The following is a 14,965-nucleotide window of genomic DNA, read 5'->3' as shown; positions in this document are numbered from 1 at the left end:
GCTTCCAGTTCCCGTTACCTGTGCGTCCTTGTATTAGCCAATACATCGGAGAGTCGGGAACATGCCTTCACACAAGCCCCTCAAGCCCAGCCGCGCCCTGGCGCTGGCGGTTCATCTAGCCCTCGGCACGCTGCCGCTGCTGGCCCTGCAGCCGGCGCATGCGCAACAGCAGGTGCAGCGCTATGCCATCCCGGCCGGGGCGCTGGGCGACGTGCTGAGCCGTTATGCCCGCGAGTCGGGGGTGGCCATTTCGTTCAATGCCGGCCAGGTCGCCAACCTGTCCAGCGCCGGGCTGCAGGGCAACTATGCCCTGCAGGACGGCTTCGCCGCGCTGCTGTACGGCCACGGTCTGCAGGCCCAGGCCAGCAGCGACGGCTACGTGCTGGTTGCGCTGCCGGCGGCCAACGGCGCGGTGGAGCTGGGCGCCACCAGTATCAACGGGCAGGTGCTGGGGAGCACCACCGAGGGTACCGGCTCCTACACCACCGGGCCGATGCAGACGGCCACCAAGCTGCCCCTGAGCATCCGTGAAACCCCGCAGTCGGTGAGTGTGATCACCCGCCAGCGCATGGACGACCAGGACATGCAGAGCCTGGAAGATGTGCTCAAGAACACCCCCGGCATGTCCATGACCAAGGACGGCCCGCAGCGCCCGACCTTCTACGCCCGCGGCTTCACCGTCGAGAACCTGATGAACGACGGGCTCTCCAACGACCTGTCGCATTACCTCTCGCGGGACATGAACTCCACGCCCGACATGGCGATCTACGACCACGTCGAGGTGGTGCGCGGCGCCACCGGCCTGATGCAGGGCTCGGGCACGCCGTCGGCAGCGATCAACATGGTGCGCAAGCGCCCCACGGCCGACCCGCGCCTGAGCATCACCGGCAGTGCCGGCAGCTGGGACAACTACCGCACCGAGGTCGACGGCTCCGGCGCGCTCAACGACAGCGGCACCCTGCGCGGCCGGATGGTCACCGCCTACCAGACCCGCAACAGCTTCCAGGACGTGGCCGATACCGAGCGCTCGGTGTTCTATGCCATCGGCGAGGCCGACCTGAGCGACAACAGCACCTTCACCCTGGGGCTGTCGAACCAGAGCGTCAACAACACCTCCACCTGGGGCGGCCTGCCCACTGGCATCGACGGCAGCGACCTGCACCTTTCGCGCTCCACCTACCTGGGCAACGACTGGGAATACTGGGACCAGGACAACACCACCCTGTTCAGCCGCCTGGACTATCGCCTGGACAACGACTGGAAGCTGCTGCTGGCGGCCAGCCGCACCTGGTCGAAGCTCAAGATGCTCGGCAGCATGACCGAGCGCATGGGCGATGAGGGCGAGGTGTTCGGCCAGTACCTGGGGCAGTACCACTACGACGACGAGCAGAGCAGCTATGACGCCTATGCCACCGGGCCGTACCAGTTGCTGGGGCGTACACACGAACTGGTGGTGGGGGCCAGCCGCCGCGAGCTGACCTTCGAGGGCAAGGGCAACTACAGCGACGACCTGATCGGCATGAACATCCATGCCTGGGACCCCGGCAGCCTGCCCAAGCGTCGCCTGGACCTGAACTACTGGCACCAGGACCGCGAAACCTCGCAGACCGGCACCTACGTCACGTCGCGCTTCAACCTGGCCGACGACCTGAAGCTGATCGTGGGCGGGCGCCTGGACTGGTACGACAGCGAATCCCAGACCCGCAACGGCACGCGCCTGGGCAAGCCTGTCAACGTGAGCGTCACGCGCAACCTGACCCGCTACGCCGGGGTGATCTACGACCTGGATGCGCAGCATTCGGTGTACGTGAGCTACACCGACATCTTCAAGCCGCAGTCCGAGCAGGACGCCAGCGGCAGCGAACTCAAGCCGATCGAGGGCAAGAACTACGAGGTGGGGATCAAGGGCGAGTACTTCGACGGCGCATTGAATGCCAGTGCCGCGGTGTTTCGCATCGACCAGGAGAATCGCGCCAAGACCCTGGAGCGCTACCAGTGCTCCGACCTGGTGCCCAGCTGCTCCGAGGCGGCGGGCAAGCTGCGCAGCGAGGGTATCGAGCTGGAAGTGAACGGCACCGTACTGCCGGGCTGGGAACTGGGCGCGGGCTACACCTTCGCCCAGGTCAAGTACGTGAAGGACGGCGACCCGGCCAACGAGGGGCGGCTGTTCGACACCGACATCCCGCGGCACGTGTTCAAGGCGTTCACCACCTACCAGCTGCCGGGCGAGTTCGAGCGCTGGAAGGTCGGCGGCGGGGTGTACCGGCAGAATGCGATCTACAACAAGGGTGACAACTGGTACGCCACCGACAGCACCTACCGCATCGAGCAGGATGCCTACACCTTGGTCGACCTGATGCTCAGCTACAAGGCCTCCGAGCACCTGGACGTGCGCCTGAACGTGAACAACGTGTTCGACACCAGGTACTACCAGAGCATTGCCACCAACACGGTGTATGGCGGCAACTTCTACGGTGACCCACGCAATGCGATGCTGACGTTGCGCTGGTCGCTCTGAAAGGATCAGGCCGGCTCCTGCGGGCGTGCAGGGGTCGGCCTTGCCGGCGAAGCGGCCGGCACTTTTCTTCAGACATGAAAAAAGGGCCTACCTTTCGGTAAGCCCTTTTTAGTACTTGGTGGCTACACAGGGACTTGAACCCCGGACCCCAGCATTATGAATGCTATGCTCTAACCAACTGAGCTATGTAGCCAAGTGGCGCGCATTATTCGCTCGAAACGATGTTGTGTCAACACCCAATTTCAAAAAATTTAACGCCCGATCAACCGCTTAGCCAAAAACCCCTCAGAACCTGTAGGTGAAGTTGGTCATCACGTTGCGTGGTGCGCCGTAGGTGCCGTACAGGCCGGCCATGCTGTAGTACTCGCGGTCGAACAGGTTGTTCAGGTTCACCGAGGCTTCCAGGTGCTCGTTGATGTCGTAGCGCGCCATCAGGTTGGCGATGGCATAGCTGCCCTGGGTGAAGGTGTGCAGGTCGTTGCCCACCTTGCTCTGCCAGTTCACGCCACCGCCCACGGTCACCTTGTCCAGCACCCCCGGCAGGCGATAGCTGGTGAAGGTCTTGAGGCTGTGACGCGGCAGCACGGTGTTGATGCGCTCGTCCTGGTTGTCGGTGGTCAGGGTATAGGCATACCCCGCCGACGCCTGCCAACCCTCGGCCAGTTCGCCGTTGATCTCCATCTCGATGCCTTTGGAGGTGGTGTCCTGCTTGGCCTCGTACACGTTGTCGTGCTGCCAGATCGCCAGGTTGTCCTGTTCGAGCTTGAACACCGCCACGCTGGAGTTCAGCTTGCCGTCGAAGTGGCTGCCCTTGATGCCCATCTCGTAGCCGATGCCCTGCATCGGGTCGATGGGCTTGAATTGCGCGTCCTGCACCCACGACCCCTGCGGGTTGAAGATCTTGGTGTAGCTGGCATACAGCGACCAGGTGTCGTTCAGGTCGTACACCACCCCGGCATAGGGGATGAACACGCCGGTTTCCTTGCGGTCGGTGTTGCTGCTGGCCGCGCCATAGGGGCGGTCCTCGGTCTTGCGCTCCCAGTCGATCAGGCGGCTGCCCAGGATCAGGTTCAGGTCGTCGCTCAGGTGCAGGCGGGTGGTGAGGTAGGCGGCGTACTGGTTTTCTTCCTGTGACGACTTGCCGCTTTCGGTAAACGCCGGCTTGGGCTGCTTGCCGTCCCAGTCGAAGATGTTGTCGATCGACGCACCCGGGGTGGCGTTGTAGTCGTAGCGCCAGCCGCCCCACTCGGGCACGCTCTGGCTGAACTGCAACAGGGTCACGCCGCCAATCAGTTCGTGCTCGCGCTCGAACAGGCTGAACGGGCCGGTCACGTACAGGTCCAGGTTGTCCTGGCGCGGGGTGCCCGAGAAGCGCACCGGCAGCTGGCTCATGCCGCTGCCGTCCGGGTTCAGATCGCCCATGACGAAGCCGAACAGCTCGTCGAACTTGTTTTCCGAGTGGCTGTACTCGAGCTTGCCGCTCCAGCCGTTGCCCAGTTGCTGCTCCACCGAGGCGAAGTAGCTGGTCTGTTCGTGGTCGTTGTACGACCAGGTGGGTGCGCTGTTGATCGAGCGGCTGAGGTTGCTGCGCTCACCGTTGCTGAACCGGGTGGGCAGGCCGCTGCGCAGCGGCGAGTCGACGTCGGTGCGCAGGTAGCTCAAGCCCAGGGTCAGCAGGGTGTCTTCGCTCAGGTCGAATTCGGTGATGCCGTATAGCAGTTGGGTGTCCTGCTTGTAGCGGTCGACCCAGGCCTTTTCGGTCTTGTAGTCGGCCACCAGGCGGCCGCGCACGTTGCCGCTTTCGGTCAGCGGGCCGGACACGTCGAAGCCGCTGCCGTAGCGGTCCCAGGTGCCGGCCGAGCCGGTGATGCTGGCCTGGCCCTCGTAGGTGGGGCGCTTGCGGATCAGGTTGATGGTCGCCGACGGGCTGCCCATGCCGCTGATCAGGCCGCTGGCGCCGCGCACGATCTCCACCCGGTCGTACATCGCCATGCTCTGGGTGTAGTTGTCCATGCGCGTGGTGGTAGGCACGCCGTCCACTTCGTAGTTTTGGATCACGAAGCCGCGCGAATAGTAGCTGTCGCTCTCGGCGCCCAGGCCGTCACGGGTGACGATGATGCCCGGGGTGGCTTCCAGGGTATCGGTCAGGGTGCTCAGGCGCTGGTCGTCCAGGCGCTGGCGGGTCATCACGGTCAGCGCCTGCGGGGTTTCCCTGGGCGTGAGGTTCAGGCGCGTCGAACTGCTGGAGGAGTAGGTGGTGTACAGCCCGGTGCCTTCGGTGGTCGAGCCTGGCGCCTTGCCCGAAATGCTCACGGCATCCAGTTGCAGGCCGCTGCCCAGATCCACCGGCAGCTCGATCAGGAAGCTGTTGGGGTTGGGCTGGCTCAGCCGTGCGCTGCTGCCGGTGAGGGTGCGCAGCGCCTGTTCGGCGGTGTACTGGCCCTGCACCTCGGGGGACACGATGCCCGCTACCTGGTTGGCGTCATAGATCACCTGGTAGCCGCTTTGCGCGCTGAACAGCTCGATGGCATCGACCAGCGACTGCGTCGAGATATGGAAATCCATGCGTTGCGTCTGGGCCTGAGTGGCCTCGGCGGCCTGCACGGCGGCGCCTGGCAGCAACGCCAGCAGGCTGGCGGCCAGGATCGCGCTGGCCAAGGGTCGACGGGTGAATGCGACGTCACGTGGGTACTGCATGGTTCCTCCCCCAAGAAGGTGCAAATGGTAATGCTTCTTATGTTGGGGGTGTGACGCAGCAGAAACGGGAATTACCGCGCCGCCGGCAAAATATTTTCAGCGCACGATCAGCCAGTGCCCCAACACGGCATCGGCACGCAGTTTCTGGCTGCTGAGCAGGGCATCGAGGGCGCTGTCGGCCTGGTCCAGGTTGAAGCTGCCGCTGACCCGTCGCTGGCCGGCGGCCTCGTTGAGCAGCACCAGGCGGGTGCCCTTGTAGGTGGCCAGCTGTTCGAGCACCTGCTGCAACGGCACATCGCGCACCCGTAGCTGACCGTCGCGCCAGGCCAGCAGGCGTTCGGCATCCACCGTCTGCGGCGCATCGAGCCGTTCGCCGTGCAGGGTCAGGCGCTGGCCGGGGCTCAGGCGCTGGCGCTGGCTGGCGGTGCTGACCTCGACGCTGCCGCTGAGCAGCACCACGTCATCGTGCTCGCCACGGCTGACCGAAAAGCGCGTGCCCAGCACCTGCACCTGGGCCTGGTCGACCTCCACCACGAAGGGCCTGCCGTCGTGCACCACGTCGGCGAACACCCGGCCCTGGCGCAGGCGCACGGTGCGGGTGTCGCCGTCGAGGTCGATGTCCACCGCGCTGGCGCTGTCCAGGCGCAGGCGCGAACCGTCGGCCAGTTGCACCTCGCGGCGCTCGCCGGCGGCGGTGGCGTAGTCGCTGCCCAGGGTGTGCAGCGAGGGCACCAGCAACCAGCTCAGGCCGGCGCCCAGCAGCAGGCTGGCGGCGGCCGCATACAGCGGCCAACGGCTTTTCTTGGCGCGGTGCCGGTCGGCCTTGCGCACCCGGTGGGCGGGCAGCTCCAGGGTCTGCCAGAGCTGTTCGACGGCGGCCAGCGCGGCGGCGTTCTGTGCGTCGTGCACCCAGGCGTCGAAGGCGTCGCGTTCGGTGGGCGTGAGGTCATCGGCACGGCGCCGGGTAAACCAGTGCAAGGCCTGCTGTTCGCGTTCAGCGCTGGGGGAGTGATCGGGCGTCATTCGGCTTCGTTCGGCTGGCGCGCGTGCAGGGCGGCGGCCGCGCAGTGGCTCAGGGCTTTGTTCAGGTGGCGCTCCACGGCGCGGGGCTCCAGGCCCAGGCGTGCGGCGATGTCCTTGTAGCTCATTTGCTCGACCCGGGCCAGCAGAAACACCTCGCGGGTGGGCGAGGGCAGGCCGTCGATCAGGCGCTCCAGATGGTCGAGGGTATTGCCGGCCACGGCGCTGCGCTCGGGGCTGGTGTCGGTGAGCAACTGGTCGAGGGCCTGCTCGTCGCTGACCCCGCGCACCTGGTTGCGGCGCGCGTGGTCGATGCTCAGGTTGCTGGCGATGCGGTAGAGGAAGGCGCGCAGGTTGCCGACCTCGCTGCGCTCGCTGTGCATCAGGCGCACGAAGGCGTCCTGCACGAGGTCGCGTGCGGTCTCCCGGCAGCGCACCCGACGGGTGAGAAAGGCCAGCAGCTCGTTGCGGTGACGCTGGTAGAGCAGCGTCAGGCTTCGGTCTTCCTGATTGTCGGGCATGGAGTGGTCGGGGCTCGCTATGGGTGTGGGAGCGGGCTTGACCCGCGATGCAGTCACCGCGCATGTGCCTGGCTCTGCGGCGATGCAATCGCGGGTCAAGCCCGCTCCCACAAGTGCTCGCGATGCTAGCGTTACTGAGAATTATTAACAAGTAGCCCACTTACTGAAAAGAATAGTGCGCTTGCTAACGAATTCTGGATAATTGGATCCCGACCACCCGATGGACGTTTTCCCATGGCCTTGAGCACCGCCCCGTCAAGTACGCCCGCCAGCACCGCCGCGCCCAGCCAGAGCAGCCCGCTGGTGATGCGCATCATCGCTGCCTGTGCGCTGGCGCACCTGATCAACGACCTCATCCAGGCGGTGCTGCCGTCGATCTATCCGCTGCTCAAGGCCAACTACGGGCTGAGCTTCACCCAGGTGGGGCTGATTACCCTGACCTTCCAGATCACCGCCTCGCTGCTGCAACCGGCCGTCGGTTTCTATACCGACCGCAAGCCGATGCCCAACCTGCTGCCCCTGGGCACCCTGTGCACCCTGGTGGGCATCGTGATGCTGGCGTATGTCGGCAGCTTCCCGATGATTCTGCTGGCTGCGGCACTGGTGGGCATCGGCTCCTCGACCTTCCACCCGGAAACCTCGCGCATCGCGCGCCTGGCCTCGGGCGGGCGCTTCGGCCTGGCGCAGTCGACCTTCCAGGTCGGCGGCAATGCCGGCTCGGCGTTCGGGCCGCTGCTGGCCGCCGCCATCATCATCCCGTTCGGCCAGGGCAACGTGGTGTGGTTCGGCCTGTTCGCGCTGTTTGCAGTGATCGTCACCTACGGCCTGAGCCGCTGGTACCGCGGCCACCTGGCGCTGTTCAAGGCCAAGGCCGGCCAGGCCGCCACCCACGGCCTGAGCCGCAACCGGGTGATCGGCGCGCTGGTGGTGCTGGGCCTGCTGGTGTTCTCCAAGTACTTCTACATGGCCAGCCTGACCAGCTACTTCACCTTCTACCTGATCGAGAAGTTCGACCTGTCGGTGGCCAGTTCGCAGCTGTACCTGTTCCTGTTCCTGGGGGCGGTGGCTGCCGGGACCTTCTTCGGCGGGCCGATCGGCGATCGCATCGGCCGCAAGGCGGTGATCTGGTTCTCGATTCTGGGCGTGGCGCCGTTCACCCTGGCGCTGCCGTATGCCGACCTGTTCTGGACCAGCGTGCTCAGCGTGATCATCGGCTTCATCCTGGCTTCGGCGTTCTCGGCCATCGTGGTGTACGCGCAGGAGCTGGTGCCGGGCAACGTGGGCATGATCGCGGGGATCTTCTTCGGCCTGATGTTCGGCTTTGGCGGTATCGGCGCGGCGCTGCTGGGCTACCTGGCAGACATTCACGGCATCGAGTACGTGTACACGTTGTGCTCGTACCTGCCGCTGTTCGGGCTGCTGGCGATTCTGCTGCCGTCCACGCGCAAGCGCTGACAGCGCGCCGGCCAGGCGTCGATGCGATTGACGCCTGGCCGGGGTTTCACCTAGAGTGCCGGCCTTCCTTTTCCTGTAGTCGACCCATGAAACGTTTCTCCCGTCCTTGCGCAGCAAAGCCGCCGGTAGTCCAGGCCCTGCTGTGCGACTGGCCGTGCGATACGGTGCTCAAGCGTCGGCGCAGCGTCCTGTTCGCCTTCACCTTTTCTCCTCCGCGCGCCTGAACTGACCGTCGCTTTCAGAACACAGTCATGTTGATGCCTGCGCGCATGTGCGCGTCGGCGGGTTTCGGAGTTGTAGATGAACACGCGTTTGCTGGCGGGCCTTCTGTTCGCCGTTTCGATCGTAGGGTTGAGCCTGGGCGCCACCCTGCCACTGGTTTCCCTGCGCCTGCTCGATGCCGGGGCCAGCACCCTGCACATCGGCATCCTGTCGGCCGCGCCCGCTGCCGGCATGATGCTCTCGGCGTTCCTGGTGGACGCCTGCTGCCGCCACCTCACCCGGCGCACCATCTACCTGCTCAGCTTCGGCCTGTGCGCCCTGAGCGTGGGGCTGATCGAGTGGGCGTTCGACTCCACCTGGCTGCTCGGCCTGCTGCGCCTGGGCATGGGCGTAGGCATGGGGATCGCGATCATCCTGGGCGAATCCTGGGTCAACGAACTGAGCGAAGAGCACAACCGCGGCAAGGTCATGGCGCTGTACGCCACCGCCTTCACCGGTTGCCAGATGCTCGGCCCGACCATGCTTGCGCTGTTCGGCACCCATAGCCCTTGGGTGATCATCGTGGTCAGCGGCTGCTATGCCCTGGCCCTGGCGAGCATCGTGTGGACAGTGCCCAACGACTATGTGGAGCACGGTGACGACGGCGAGAAGAGCTTTACGCTGGGCGGCTTCTTTCGTGTGGCGCCGGCCCTTTGCATGGGCGTGCTGTTCTTCTCGTTCTTCGATGCGGTGATTCTCTCGCTGCTGCCGGTGTACGCCACCAACCACGCCTATGCGGTGGGCGTGGCAGCGCTGATGGTCACGGTGATCCTGACCGGCGACATGCTGTTCCAGTTGCCGCTGGGCTGGCTGGCCGACCGCTGCGAGCGCACCACGGTACACCTGGTGTGCGGCGTGGTGGCGATGCTGATCGGCCTGGCGCTGCCGTGGCTGATCCAGGTGCAGTGGCTGCTGTGGCCGGCGCTGGTGCTGCTGGGGGCGGTGGCGGGCGGGGTGTATACCCTGGCGCTGGTGCTGATCGGCCAGCAGTTCAAGGGCCAGGACCTGGTCACGGCCAATGCCAGCGTCGGCCTGTTGTGGGGTGTGGGCAGCCTGGTGGGGCCGCTGGTCAGTGGCGCGGCCATGGACGTCGCCCCCCATGGCCTGCCGATGGCACTGGCGGCGATGGCCGCGCTGTTCGTGTGCTTTGCCCGCAGCTCGCGGCGCAAGGCCTATGCGGCCCGCACCGCGCAGTAGCGGCCGGCCTCAGAAGCTTGCGCGCAGGGTCAGCGAGACGTTGCGCGGGTCGCCGTAGTAGTACCCCGTGGCCGTGGCGCCCACCTTCTTGTAGTAGTGCTTGTCGAACAGGTTGTTGGCGTTGAGCTGCAGCGAATAGTGCTGGTTGAAGCGGTAGCCCAGCAGCGCGCTGTACACCGCATAGCCGCTTTGCGAGGCCACGGCATTGCCGTTGCGCGAGTAGATGTCGCTTTGCGCACTGACCCCGCCACCCACGGTCCAGGCGTCGTATGCCCCCGGCAGGCGGTAGCTGGTGAACAGCTTCAACTGGCGCTTGGGGTCGGTGGGGCGCAGCACGTTGCCGGTGTTGCTGAGGGTGTCCTTGAGGTACTCGGTGGTGGTGTAGGTGTAGCCGCCCGAGACCTGCCAGCCGGGCAGCACTTCGCCGGTCACTTCCAGTTCGAACCCTTCGCTGCGGTTCTTGCCGGCGGCCACCTTGCAGTGGCCGCTGGTGTAGTTGGGCAGGCACGGGTCGGGGCTGCCCAGGTCATCCAGGGCGTTGCCCACCTGGTAGATGCGGAACACCGCCAGCGAGGTGTTGAGCCTGCCATCGTAGAACTCGCCCTTCACGCCCAGCTCGTAGGCTTCGCCAGTGACCGGGTCGAGCACCGCGTTGGACGCATCGGTGGCGCTTTGCGGGTTGAAGATCTCGGTGTAGCTGCCGTACAGGCTCAGGTTGTTGTTCAGGTCGTAGATCAGCGCCGCATACGGCACGATCTCGCGGTCGACGCTGTACTTGCCTGAGGTCTTGAGGTTGTTTTCCTGCTCGTAGTCGTACCAGTTGATGCGCGCGCCGATCACCGCGGTCAGCGGGTCGGCCAGCGAGATGCGCCAGGTGGCGTGCGCCGCCTGCTGGGTGGTGCGGGTCATCACCGGCTTTGCGCTGATGTTGATCGACGGCTCGGGCAGGCTGGTCTTGGGGTCCCATTCGCGAATGTCGAACACCCCGGAGGCCGTGAAGTTGGTGGCCGAGGCAGTGGAGTCGTTGCGGATGCGCTCCACGCCCACCATCAGTTCGTGCTCGCGGCCCAGCAGTTGGAAGGGGCCGTTGAGGGTGGCGCTGAGGTTGGTCTGCTCGCTTTCGCCGCCGTCGCCCTCGGTCACCTGGTAATTCATCAGGTAGGGGTTGGTGGTGCTGGCGCGGGTGAAGTAGGTCTGCTTGAAGCCGTGGTCGTCGAGGCGAAACTGCGTGCGGGTGCCCGATACCTTGAGCGTCCAGTCGTTGTCGAACACATGCTCGAGTTCGGCGAAGGTCTGCAGGTTGCTGCGGTTCCAGCGGTTCCAGTCGGCGCCCAGGTAGGTGCTGCGCGAGAGCTTCAGCGGCGAGCCATCGAAGTTGGCCGGCAGGCCGCCCCACGAGCCGGTGGCCTCCAGCTCGGTGTATTCGATGCCACCGGTGAGTGTGGTGCGTTCGCCCAGGTCGGCGGCCAGCACGCCGTAGAACACGTTCTTGCGCTCCATGCGGCTGTCCTGGAACGAGTCCTTGTCATCGTGCACGGCGATCATGCGGCCGCGGATCGCGCCGTTGTCGGTCAACGCGCCCGACAGGTCGGCCACGTAGCGCTGCGCATCCCAGGAGCCGGCGGTGACGCTGGCCGAGGCCTGGAAGTCCCGGGTAGGGCGCTTGCGCACCAGGTTGACGGTGCCCGAGGGGTTGCCCGCGCCACGCAGCATGCCGGTGGCGCCGCGCAGGATCTCGGCGCGGTCGATGATCGCCGAGTCACTCTGGATGAACGAGCCGCCGCCACTGCCTTGCACCACGGTGGCGCCGTCATACTGGATGGCGTCGATCTGGTAGCCGCGCGAGTAGTAGGTGACGCGCTCGCTGTCGACGTAGTCGACCACCACACCCGGGGTTTGCTCCATCAGGGTGGTGAGGTTGGTGATGTTCTGGTCGTCCAGGCGCTGGCGGGTCAGCACCGACACCGATTGCGGCGTGTGGCGCAGGGTCTGGGGCATCTTGCCGATGGTCACCGCACCGGTGGTGTACGAGCCGCTGTGCTCGGTGGTTTCGCCCAGGCGGTCGCTGGAGATGCTGGTGGCGCCCAGCTCCAGGGCGTCGCCGATGTCCACCGCCGGCAGCAGCAGGAAGCTGTTGGCCGACTTCTGCTGCACCTGCACGCCGCTGCCCTGCAACAGCAGCGCCAGGGCCTGGGCGTTGTCGTGGCTGCCGGACACGCCGGCGGTGGTCTTGCTCTGCAGGCTGGCGGCGTCATACGACAGGTTCAGCCCACCCTGGCGGGCCATCTGCTCAAGTGCTGCGTCCAGGGGCCCTGCGGGAATGTTCCAGCGTTGCACCTGCTGGGTGGCCGCAGGTGCGGCAGCGCCCAGCAACGGCGCAGCGGCGGCGCTCAGGGCCAGGCCGAGCAAGGCGCCACGCACGGCGCGCTGAAGGGGATCGGGGCGGGCAACACTGGGGTGGATCATTCGGGGCTCCTGAGAAGAGACAGACGTTTCGCCTTTATCCCTACAGGCCGAAGCTGAATGAGAAACCACCTCATTTATTTTTCAAACAGATTCAAGCCGGGCTGACACTGACCCAGTAGCGGGTGCGGTAGTCGATGCGAATCGGCAGTGCTTCGGCCACCAGCGCCAGGATCTGGTCGGTGTCGGCCAGCTGATAGGTGCCGAACACCTTCAACCCGGCCACCGCCTCGGCGCAGCGCAGCACGCCGGGGCGGTAGCGCGACAGCTCGGCGATGAACTCGCCCAGGGGCATCCGCTGCACGCTGAGCACGCCTTCGCGCCAGCCCCACGGGTCGGCGTGAGTCACGGCCGGGCCGACCTGGCCGCTGGCGCTGAACAGCAGTTGCTCGCCGGGGCGGGCGATGCGCGGCGCGGTGCCGTTGCCGGGGTACAGCGTCACACTGCCCTGGCGCACCGCCAGCAGGGTGCCGTCGGTACGTTCGCGTACCAGCAATTGCGAGCCTTGCGTTTGCAGTACACCGTCACGGGTGGTCACGCGCAGTGGGCGTGGGTCGTTGCCGGTATCGATGGACACCTCGCCCTGGATCAGGCTCAGCGCGCGCAGGTCGGCCGCGAAGCGCAGGTCGATGGCGCTGGCGGTGTTGAGCTGGATCACGCTGCCGTCGTTGTTGTGGAAGGTGCGCCGCTCACCGGTGGCGGTGTGCTTGTCGGCCAGCAGGGTGGGCAGCCCGAGCGGCTCGCGACCGACCCAGCCCAGGGTGCCGGCGGCGCCGAGCAGGCCCAGCAGCTTGAGGCTGTCGCGCCGGCTGATGCTGCGTCGCTGCGTGCCCTCCAGGGTGCGCCGACTGAGCTCGCGGGGCAGGCTGCTGAACTCCTCGCTCATGGCCTGGACCTGGGCCCAGGCCAGGGCGTTGTGCGGGTGCTGGTCGAGCCAGCGACCAAAGGCCTGTTCGGCCTGTACGGTGGGCGTGTTGTAGCGCAGTTGCACCAGCCATTCGATGGCCTGGTCGACGTGGGCCTGGCCCGGTGCTGGCTCAGCCCCGGGCATGGCGCAACCGATAGCAGACGCCCATGGCCTTGGCCAGGTCGCGCTCCACCGTGGCGCGGGACACACCCAGCTGTTCGGCGATTTTCGGGCAGCTCATGTCGTCCAGTTGCGCGTGCAGAAACACCTGGCGCACCCGTGGCTTGAGCTGCATCAGCAGGCGGTCGAGGCGTTGCAGGGTATCGAGGATCATCCAGCGCTGTTCTTCGCTGGGCGCGTGCGCGGCGGGCAGGTGGGCCAGGCTTTCGAGGTAGGCCTGTTCCAGGGCGCGGCGACGAAACTGGTCGATCATCAGGCCGCGGGCGATGCTGCTCAGGTAGGCACGCGGCTGCTTGAGCGGGTGCGCGTGGCGAGCCTTGAGCAGGCGCACGAAGGTGTCCTGGGCCAGGTCGGCGGCGTGGGCGTGACAGCCAACGCGGCGCTGCAGCCAGGTGTTGAGCCAGGAGTGGTGGGTACGGTAGAGCAGGTCGACCTCGGACGGAGGGAGCGTGTCGCTGGTGGGCATCGTCGGTCGGGGCCTGCGCGCAAGAAGTGATTGTGAATCGTTCGCATTCTATGCGGGGAGCAGGGCGCGATGCAATTGGTGGGCGTGCGGGCCGCTTTGCCAGCCGTTCTTCAGCCAGCCACCCGCAATCCCGAGCTCGCCCGCACCTGCAACTGCGGCGCCAGAATGATCGACTCCACCGCTTCACCCTTGATGCGCTTGAGTAGCAACTCCACTGCATGCCGACCCATCTCGGCCAGCGGCAGGCGCACGCTGGTCAGCGGCACGATCAGTTCGTTGGCCAATGGTGTGTCGTTGAAACCCACCACGGCGATGTCCTTGCCCGGCTCCAGGCCCTTGTCCCGCGCGGCGCCCATCAGGCCGATGGCCAGAAAGTCGTTCACCGCGAAAAACGCCTGGGGGCGCGGGTTCAACCCCAGCAGGTACTCGCCCTGCTTGTGCCCGGTGAGGCTGTCGAACGGGCCATTGAGCGTCCATTCCGGGCGCAGGGTAATGCCCTGTTCGCGGTAGTACCGGGTAAAGCCTCGCGTGCGGTCGGCACCGGTGGAGGCGTGCCGCTCGCCCGCCAGGATCGCCACGTCGCGACAGCCCAGGCGGTACAGGTGCTCGGCCGCCAGCCAGCCGCCCAACTCGTCATCGCTGCCCGCCGTGAGGTGCCCGGCAATCTGCCGGCTGACCAGCACGTAGGGGATGTGCTTGCGCCCCAGCAGCTCCAGCAATGGCTGCTGCTCGCCCACGTGCGAGTCGCCCACGATCAACCCCGCCACCGAGCGGCGCAGGGCATGCTCGGCCCGCGCCAGCTGGCGGGGTTGCTGATCGTCGGTATTGGACACGAAGGTCAGGTAGCCAGCCTGTTCGGCGGCGGCGTCGATGCTGTCGTAGATGGTCGCCATCACCAGGTCGGTAAGGCGCGGCATGAGCACGCAGATCTCCTGGCTTTTGCGCAACTTCAGGTTGGATGCCTGCGTGTTCGGCCGATAATCCAGCTCTTTCGCCAACGCGCGAATGCGCGCCACCACCTCGGCCGATGCCGCGCGCTCGACCCCGGCAGGGTCGCCATTGAGCACCCGCGACACGGTGGAAACGTGCACCCCGAGGGCGGTTGCCATGGACTTCAAGGTGGCAGGGCGTGATGGAGTGGGCATGTTCGAGGGGCTTCCAACCGTGGCTGATTTCGGGGCGCGATTCTAACCCAATCGACGGCTTGTCTCGGCAAACAACCTTTACCCAAACGATTGACTAAATGTTTTTGTGTGAATACATTCGCTCAACCCAAACGT

At 66.0% G+C, this 14,965-nt stretch carries 11 protein-coding genes and 1 tRNA gene; 4 read left to right on the top strand and 8 right to left on the bottom strand.

Going from position 1 to position 14,965, the window contains the following annotated elements:
• Positions 1 to 61: 61 nt before the first annotated feature.
• Positions 62 to 2,518 (top strand): TonB-dependent siderophore receptor, encoded by a 2,457-nt coding sequence (locus tag ACPRTJ_RS06400; RefSeq protein ID WP_043864307.1) that lies wholly within the window; start codon positions 62 to 64, stop codon positions 2,516 to 2,518.
• Between the two features lie 116 nt (positions 2,519 to 2,634).
• Here the strand turns inward: ACPRTJ_RS06400 and ACPRTJ_RS06395 are convergent.
• From ACPRTJ_RS06395 to ACPRTJ_RS06380, 4 genes are all read right to left on the bottom strand, one after another.
• Positions 2,635 to 2,711, bottom strand: a tRNA-Met gene (locus tag ACPRTJ_RS06395).
• 92 nt (positions 2,712 to 2,803) lie between these two features.
• Positions 2,804 to 5,215 (bottom strand): TonB-dependent siderophore receptor, encoded by a 2,412-nt coding sequence (locus ACPRTJ_RS06390; protein WP_426428394.1) that lies wholly within the window; start codon positions 5,213 to 5,215, stop codon positions 2,804 to 2,806.
• A gap of 96 nt (positions 5,216 to 5,311) precedes the next feature.
• Positions 5,312 to 6,238, bottom strand: a complete 927-nt coding sequence (locus ACPRTJ_RS06385) for a FecR family protein (protein ID WP_116052781.1) — start codon at positions 6,236 to 6,238, stop codon at positions 5,312 to 5,314.
• Complete coding sequence (locus ACPRTJ_RS06380; protein ID WP_043864310.1) at positions 6,235 to 6,756, bottom strand: sigma-70 family RNA polymerase sigma factor; 522 nt, start codon at positions 6,754 to 6,756, stop codon at positions 6,235 to 6,237. The genes ACPRTJ_RS06385 and ACPRTJ_RS06380 overlap by 4 nt, the downstream gene beginning before the upstream one ends.
• A 234-nt stretch (positions 6,757 to 6,990) precedes the next feature.
• On the opposite strand from ACPRTJ_RS06380, the gene ACPRTJ_RS06375 reads away from it, so the two are divergent.
• The 3 genes from ACPRTJ_RS06375 to ACPRTJ_RS06365 all read left to right on the top strand — a co-directional run bounded on the left by ACPRTJ_RS06375 (position 6,991) and on the right by ACPRTJ_RS06365 (position 9,669).
• On the top strand, positions 6,991 to 8,211 hold the full coding sequence (locus ACPRTJ_RS06375; RefSeq protein WP_088515261.1) for an MFS transporter: 1,221 nt from the start codon (positions 6,991 to 6,993) through the stop codon (positions 8,209 to 8,211).
• A gap of 86 nt (positions 8,212 to 8,297) precedes the next feature.
• On the top strand, positions 8,298 to 8,435 hold the full coding sequence (locus ACPRTJ_RS06370) for a hypothetical protein (RefSeq protein ID WP_168186857.1): 138 nt from the start codon (positions 8,298 to 8,300) through the stop codon (positions 8,433 to 8,435).
• Between the two features lie 76 nt (positions 8,436 to 8,511).
• Positions 8,512 to 9,669, top strand: coding sequence for an MFS transporter (locus tag ACPRTJ_RS06365; RefSeq protein ID WP_043864312.1), 1,158 nt, complete (start codon positions 8,512 to 8,514; stop codon positions 9,667 to 9,669).
• A gap of 9 nt (positions 9,670 to 9,678) precedes the next feature.
• Here ACPRTJ_RS06365 and ACPRTJ_RS06360 read toward each other — a convergent pair whose 3' ends face one another.
• From ACPRTJ_RS06360 to ACPRTJ_RS06345, 4 genes are all read right to left on the bottom strand, one after another.
• Positions 9,679 to 12,135: a TonB-dependent siderophore receptor gene (locus tag ACPRTJ_RS06360; RefSeq protein ID WP_426428391.1), complete on the bottom strand. Its 2,457-nt coding sequence runs from the start codon at positions 12,133 to 12,135 to the stop codon at positions 9,679 to 9,681.
• Between the two features lie 91 nt (positions 12,136 to 12,226).
• Positions 12,227 to 13,183 carry a FecR domain-containing protein gene (locus tag ACPRTJ_RS06355; protein WP_043864314.1) on the bottom strand — a complete coding sequence of 319 codons (957 nt, stop codon included), beginning with the start codon at positions 13,181 to 13,183 and terminating at the stop codon, positions 12,227 to 12,229.
• A complete protein-coding gene (locus ACPRTJ_RS06350; RefSeq protein ID WP_043864315.1) occupies positions 13,170 to 13,685 on the bottom strand; it encodes a sigma-70 family RNA polymerase sigma factor in 516 nt (171 codons plus the stop codon). Before ACPRTJ_RS06350 ends, ACPRTJ_RS06355 begins: the two co-directional genes overlap by 14 nt.
• A gap of 110 nt (positions 13,686 to 13,795) precedes the next feature.
• Positions 13,796 to 14,794: a LacI family DNA-binding transcriptional regulator gene (locus ACPRTJ_RS06345; protein ID WP_229589130.1), complete on the bottom strand. Its 999-nt coding sequence runs from the start codon at positions 14,792 to 14,794 to the stop codon at positions 13,796 to 13,798.
• Positions 14,795 to 14,965: the final 171 nt, after the last annotated feature.

The sequence above is a fragment of the Pseudomonas palmensis genome (assembly GCF_049942755.1).
Lineage (GTDB): Bacteria > Pseudomonadota > Gammaproteobacteria > Pseudomonadales > Pseudomonadaceae > Aquipseudomonas > Aquipseudomonas palmensis.
Note: the sequence above shows the minus strand (reverse complement) of the source record. Positions and strands in the feature narration are given on the sequence as shown.